Source organism: Paracoccus sp. SCN 68-21 (assembly GCF_001724535.1).
Lineage (GTDB): Bacteria > Pseudomonadota > Alphaproteobacteria > Rhodobacterales > Rhodobacteraceae > Paracoccus > Paracoccus hibiscisoli.
This window is the reverse complement of record NZ_MEES01000056.1, coordinates 1-5,740: the sequence shown is the minus strand read 5'-3', so window position 1 is coordinate 5,740 and position 5,740 is coordinate 1. Positions and strand designations below refer to the sequence as shown.

Genomic DNA, 5,740 nt, shown 5'->3' with positions numbered 1-5,740 from the left:
GTTGACGATCAGGTCCTGCGCGAAATCGAAATGCCCGTCGGCGATGGTGGTGACCGTCATGCCCCCCAGGGCGCGGGTGTGGACCGTGGGCAGGAAGGCGGTCGGGGCGGGTTCCTGGGCAAAAGCCAGGCTGCGGCCCAGAAAGGGCAGGGCCAGGGCGGCGCCGGTGGCGGTCAGCATCAGGTGGCGGCGGGACAGGGTGGTCACGGGCATCTCCTTCGGGGGCGGTCGGGCTTTGACCGAATCTTCCCGCACAGGCACGGCCTGCACCACGGGTCCCGCGCATCCTCACGCAAAGGTGAGAATGCAAAGCACCCCGCAGCGGGGCTGCGGGGCGCGCATGCGTCAGGCGGCAGCGATCAGGCGCGTTCGCTGTATTCGAACATCTCGGTGTTGACGATGATCGCCTCGCCCTCGCCCACGAAGGGCGGGATCATGATGCGCACGCCATTATCCAGGATCGCCGGCTTGTAGCTGTTGGCGGCGGTCTGGCCCTTCACGACCGGCTCGGTCTCGGCGACGGTGCAGGTGACCTTTTGCGGGATCGAGACCGACAGCGCCTCCTCGCCGTAATATTCGATGGTGGCGGTCATGCCGTCCTGCAGGAAGGGGCGGCGGTCGCCCAGCAGGTCGGCGTCCAGCTCGGTCTGCTCGAACGTTTCGCTGTCCATGAACACCAGCTTGCCGTCGGTCTCGTACAGGAACTGCTGGTCCTTCTGGTCCAGGCGGACGCGCTCGACCTTGTCCTCGCTGCGGAAACGCTCGTTCAGCTTGCGGCCGTCGCGCAGGTTCTTCAGCTCGACCTGGGCGAAGGCGCCGCCCTTGCCGGGCTTGACGTGGCTGACCTTGACGGCGCCCCACAGGCCGCCGTCATGTTCCAGGATGTTGCCGGGGCGGATTTCGTTGCCGTTGATCTTGGGCATGGGATGGGTCTCGTGCGTTTGCGGAAATTTCGGGCCGTCCGGCCGGGGCCAGCTGTTGAACGACAATATCGGCCCCCTATATCGAGGCCTGCAGTCACAGGCAACCAGAACGGATCTGCGGCGTTGTCAAGGCGGCACAAGGCACGCCGCAGCGTCAGCGGTGCAAGGCGGTCACGATTTTTGCCGCAAATTGCGCGGCATGCAGTATGGACATGGCAGGCATGCGGCTGAGGGGATACCGAATCGGCGTCGATCAGGGCTAAGCCCGCTGGCACCGTCAGAGAAACGGATTCAAGAAACAGGGGGAACGTCAAGTTTCCCCCGCAAGGGCCCTGTTCCCCAAGCCGGGCCCCAAGAGATGGACGAAACAAGATGCGCGATTTTGTTGACGGCTCGGCTTTCAATTTCGAACAGGGCCAGCGGGCCCGCAAGCTGTTTGCGGCGGTGGTTCTGGCGGCACTGGATGACGCCATCGCCGATGACAAGAAATATGGCAACGGTCCCGAACAGATCGCCCGGTGGGCGCGGTCGCGCGATGGCCGCGAGGTGCTGTCCTGCGCCGGGATCGACCCCAATGAGCGTGTCGTGAAAGGCCTGATGGAATTCGTCTCCAAGGGCGTGCGCACCTCGGTCGCGCTGTCGCGCGAGGAGAGCGAGCGCCGCATGGCCGCCGAGGCCGAAGAGGCCGAAGCCGCCTGAAACCCTGCGCATCGCCGGAACAGGGCCGTCCTTCGGGGCGGCCTTTGTCGTTACAGCCGGGTGACGACGCGCTGCGAGTAGAAATGGCGCACGTCCTCGGCGTGGCACCGCTCGGTTGCGGGGGTCATCACGGCGGCGGAGGCTGCGGCGGCACCCAGGGCCAGCGCCTCGGGGGCGGGCCAGTCGCGCGCCATGGCCAGCACGAAGCCCGCGACAAAGCTGTCGCCCGCGCCCACCGCGCTGACCACCTGGACGGGGGCCGCGGCGGCGTGCCAAGCGCCATCGGGTCCGGCGATGACCGATCCGTCTGCGCCGCGCGCCACGATCACCGATCGGGCGGCCCCGTTGCGCACCAGCCCCGCCGCGAATTCCGCACTGTCGGCGCGGGTGGGCAGGGGGCGTCCGGCCAGGCCCTCGGCCTCGTGACTGTCCATGCGCAGCACATCCACCGGGATCGACGACCCCGCCAGCGCGCGCAGCGCATCGCCCGACGTGTCGACCAGCAGCCGCGCCCGCCCATCCTTGAGGCGCACGGTCAGCATCTGTTCGAACCCCGGCGCGATGCCCGGCGGGTTCGACCCCGACACCACCACCCAGCCCCCGGCCAGGGCGGCCTCGGCGATGGCGGCGATGGTGCCGGCGACCTGGGTCATGTGCCATTCGGGGCCGGGCATGACAAAGCGGTACTGGACCCCCGTCGCGCGGTCGGTGACGGCCAGCGACTGGCGGGTCTCTCCGGGGGCGGTCAGGCGCAGGATGTCCAGGCCGGATGCCTTGAGCATCTCGGCCATGCGCTGTCCGGTCGCGCCGCCCAGGGCCACCATGGCGGTGGACTTGCCGCCGACGATCTTGATCGCCCGGCTGACATTGATGCCGCCGCCGCCGGGATCGACCACCGGCTTGTCGCAGCGCAGCTTGAGGTCGGGCATCACGCTGTCGGCGGCGGTGGACAGGTCCAGCGCCGGGTTCAGCGTGACCGTCAGGATCGGAGCCTGTCCGCTCATCTCATTCCCACCACTGGTCGATGGTGGCGATGTCGTCGTCGGACCAGCCGAAATGATGCGCCATCTCGTGCGTGACGATATGGACCACCAGATCGCCCAAGGGCACATCCCCGCGCGAGGCCCATTCGTCCATGATCGGGCGGCGGTACAGCCAGATGATGTCCGGGCCGGCCGGCTGGTCGCTGATCGACTTCTCGGTCACGGGGATGCCGTCATAGATGCCGGTCAGGTCGAACGGATCGTCGATCTGCAGTTCGTCCAGAACGTCGTCGGGGGCGAATTCGGCGACGCGGATGGCGACCTGGGCGGCAGCTTCGCGGAATTCGGGGGGCAGGGTGGTCATAGCGTGCCGGGCCATCGCCTCGATCTCGGCTGCGTCGGGGGCCGTGCGGCCGTTCCAGTCACTCATTCCAGCGCCTCCTGCATGGTCCCCCCGATATGGACAAAAATGCCCGTCTGTGAAAGAGCAACAGCAACAGGAGACGCCCCATGACCATCACCCGTTTCGCGCCATCGCCCACCGGCCACATCCATGTGGGCAACCTGCGCACCGCGCTGTTCAACTATCTGATCGCCCGCAAGACCGGCGGCACCTTCATCCTGCGCCTGGACGACACCGACCAGGAGCGCAGCAAGCAGGAATATGTCGACGGCATCCAGCGCGATCTGGAGTGGCTGGGCCTGCACTGGGACCGGGTCGAGCGTCAGTCGCTGCGCATGGACCGGTACCGCGCCGAGGCCGAGGCGCTCAAGGTGTCGGGCCGCCTGTATGAGGTGTTCGAGACCCCGGTCGAGATGGACCTCAAGCGCAAGAAGCTGCTGAACATGGGCAAGCCGCCGGTCTATGACCGCACTGGCCTGTCGCTGTCCGAGGCCGACCGCGACCGCCTGCGCGCCGAGGGGCGCGAGGGATATTGGCGGTTCCTGCTGGAGCAGGAGCGGATCGAATGGACCGACGGCATCCTGGGCGACATCTCGATCGACGCGGCCTCGGTCAGCGACCCGGTGCTGATCCGCGCCGACGGGCAGGTGCTGTACACATTCGCCAGCTCGGTGGACGACACCGACATGGGCGTTACGGATATCGTGCGCGGCTCGGACCACGTGACGAACACTGCGACCCAGATCCAGATCATCCAGGCCATCGGCGGCACGCCCCCGCGTTTCGCGCATCACAGCCTGCTGACCGGCGCCAAGGGCGAGGAGCTGTCCAAGCGCATCGGCGCCCTGTCGCTCAAGGACCTGCGCGAGGCGGGCGTGGCGCCCGAGGCGCTGCTGGGTCTGATGGCGCGGCTGGGGTCGGGGGTTCCGGTGGAGCTGGCCTCGCTGGAGGAGCTGGCGCAGGCCTTTGATCTGAGCCAGTTCGGCGCGTCGCCGACCAAGTTCGATGCCGAGGACCTGTGGCCACTGACCCGCGAGCGCAACCAGGCGCTGCCCTTTGCGGCCGTCGCCGAGCGGATCGCGGCCCTGGGCGTGCCCGACGATCAGGCCGAGCGGTTCTGGCGCGTTGCGTCCCAGAACATCACCCGGCTGGACGACCTGGCCGATTGGTGGCGCATCTTCAACGAGGGCGCCGAGCCGCAGATCGACCCCGAGGATGCCGATTTCATCGCCCAGGCCATGACCCTGCTGCCCGAGGGGCCTTTCACCGACGCGACCTGGGGCGAATGGACGGCCGCGGTCAAGGAAGCCACCGGCCGCAAGGGCAAGGGCCTGTTCATGCCGCTGCGCAAGGCCGTGACGGGCCAGGCGCATGGCCCCGACATGTCGGACGTGATGCCGCTCTTGCGCGTGGTCAAGGCGCGCGCCTGATTGCGTCCCGCGACGGCGGGGGGCCTGCCGCCCCCCGCACCCCCCGCCCCGCGCGAGACGCCTCCGGGTCGGGCGGAAAAACCCGTCGAAACCACTTGACGCCCCCGCGGCATTCTTTTAGATCGCCGCTACTCTGTGGCGGAGTAGCTCAGTTGGTTAGAGCAGCGGAATCATAATCCGCGTGTCGGGGGTTCGAGTCCCTCCTCCGCTACCATTGGTCCCCCCGAAATTTCCGGCATCAGTTCCGGGGCATCTACGAGGGCCCTGAGGTGACCGGCGATCGAAATCTCCATTTGACCGTTTGCGTTTTCTGAAACAGTGACTGTATCGATCAGCCGACGCAGGATGACAGCATATTCGTTCGTTTCACCGGTAGCATTTGAACCCATGATGGGAATAAGCTGCTGCAAGTCCTTCCTGTAGCCATCAACGGCCCGGGAGTGGAGTGCAACGAGGTTGACTTCAGGCGGTTCATTCGCAAGTTCGTCCCTTAAGGCTTGAAGCTCTGAGCACTTCGAAGCGTAGGTTTCGGCCAAGCGTTCCTGATCACCAATGCCTTTGCTGATGAAGTTGATGAGACGGCCGATCTCCTCATCGGCATTCTTGATCGCCCTGCTCAGACCAGCGCGCCGCTTGATGCTCTCCGATTGAAGGTCCAGCCGTGTCTTATTGTATTCGTCGATGTAGTGTTGGAGCAGTTCGGGACGGTCCAGCTCTTTTCTAAGCAGGCCCAGAACCTTCTCTTCGATGACGTCGAGATACCAAGTTTTGGTATTTGGGCATGTCCTGCTTTGATGATGACGCGTGCAACATACCCTTACGCGGCCACTCCGGTCCTTACCGCGCGTCGACATTCCGCCACCGCATCCACCGCATCTCAAGAGCCCTGACAGCGGCCGCACTGGGCGACGCTGACGCCCGACATCTTCAGGGGAATCGTATTTGGGTTTGATCTTGGCTTGGACAAATTCCCAAAGTGCGTGGTCGACAATCTGCAGGTCGGGGACGGCATAGGTTTCGTGTTCCTCGGTCGGATTTTTCCGAGACACGCGCTTGCCCGTCGCTGGATCCTTCAGCATCTTCGACTTGTTCCACGTCAGTCGCCCGGCGTAGAGGGTGTTGCGAAGAATGCCACTACCCCGTGCCGCCCAACCGTAGATCGTGCTGGCTTGCCAGCCCCTTCCGTCGCGAGGGGGCCTAACCCTGTTGGCTGTCACTAAGAACTGACCCGGCAGCAGTCGGAATTGTCACTGAGAACTGACCCATGTGGAACCTTGCCTCTGACAGGATCTGTCGGGGGAT

The 5,740-nt window shown here is 65.7% G+C and carries 7 protein-coding genes and 1 tRNA gene; 3 read left to right on the top strand and 5 right to left on the bottom strand.

All coding sequences use genetic code 11. The features are described 5' to 3' along the window. Nucleotides 1-207, bottom strand: a 207-nt coding sequence (locus ABS73_RS12675; RefSeq protein WP_286693490.1) for a hypothetical protein, incomplete at its 3' end; no start/stop codon positions are given. 152 nt (nt 208-359) lie between these two features. Then, complete coding sequence (efp, locus tag ABS73_RS12670) at nt 360-923, bottom strand: elongation factor P (protein ID WP_136855380.1); 564 nt, start codon at nt 921-923, stop codon at nt 360-362. Nucleotides 924-1,295: 372 nt separating this feature from the next. Here efp and ABS73_RS12665 point away from each other — a divergent pair, with 372 nt between their 5' ends. After that, nucleotides 1,296-1,622, top strand: a complete 327-nt coding sequence (locus ABS73_RS12665) for a DUF6280 family protein (RefSeq protein ID WP_042251710.1) — start codon at nt 1,296-1,298, stop codon at nt 1,620-1,622. Between the two features lie 50 nt (nt 1,623-1,672). Here the strand turns inward: ABS73_RS12665 and ABS73_RS12660 are convergent, their stop codons facing one another. Together ABS73_RS12660 and ABS73_RS12655 are read right to left on the bottom strand one after the other, a co-directional pair. Beyond that, on the bottom strand, nt 1,673-2,626 hold the full coding sequence (locus tag ABS73_RS12660) for a 1-phosphofructokinase family hexose kinase (RefSeq protein ID WP_277020353.1): 954 nt from the start codon (nt 2,624-2,626) through the stop codon (nt 1,673-1,675). 1 nt (nt 2,627) lies between these two features. Further along, on the bottom strand, nt 2,628-3,035 hold the full coding sequence (locus ABS73_RS12655) for a metallopeptidase family protein (protein ID WP_277020352.1): 408 nt from the start codon (nt 3,033-3,035) through the stop codon (nt 2,628-2,630). 80 nt (nt 3,036-3,115) lie between these two features. Here ABS73_RS12655 and gltX point away from each other — a divergent pair, with 80 nt between their 5' ends. After that, nucleotides 3,116-4,438 (top strand): glutamate--tRNA ligase, encoded by a 1,323-nt coding sequence (gene gltX / locus ABS73_RS12650; protein WP_277020349.1) that lies wholly within the window; start codon nt 3,116-3,118, stop codon nt 4,436-4,438. Between the two features lie 137 nt (nt 4,439-4,575). Next, nucleotides 4,576-4,652, top strand: a tRNA-Met gene (locus ABS73_RS12645). Here the strand turns inward: ABS73_RS12645 and ABS73_RS16790 are convergent. Then, nucleotides 4,609-5,655: a recombinase family protein gene (locus ABS73_RS16790; RefSeq protein ID WP_353743336.1), complete on the bottom strand. Its 1,047-nt coding sequence runs from the start codon at nt 5,653-5,655 to the stop codon at nt 4,609-4,611. The genes ABS73_RS12645 and ABS73_RS16790 overlap by 44 nt on opposite strands. Nucleotides 5,656-5,740: the final 85 nt, after the last annotated feature.

Bases quoted from the DNA above. Each gene is read 5' to 3' on its own strand.
- efp (WP_136855380.1), bottom strand. From the start codon at position 923: ATGCCCAAGATCAACGGCAACGAAATCCGCCCCGGCAACATCCTGGAA.
- ABS73_RS12665 (WP_042251710.1), top strand. From the start codon at position 1,296: ATGCGCGATTTTGTTGACGGCTCGGCTTTCAATTTCGAACAGGGCCAG.
- ABS73_RS12660 (WP_277020353.1), bottom strand. From the start codon at position 2,626: ATGAGCGGACAGGCTCCGATCCTGACGGTCACGCTGAACCCGGCGCTG.
- ABS73_RS12655 (WP_277020352.1), bottom strand. From the start codon at position 3,035: ATGAGTGACTGGAACGGCCGCACGGCCCCCGACGCAGCCGAGATCGAG.
- gltX (WP_277020349.1), top strand. From the start codon at position 3,116: ATGACCATCACCCGTTTCGCGCCATCGCCCACCGGCCACATCCATGTG.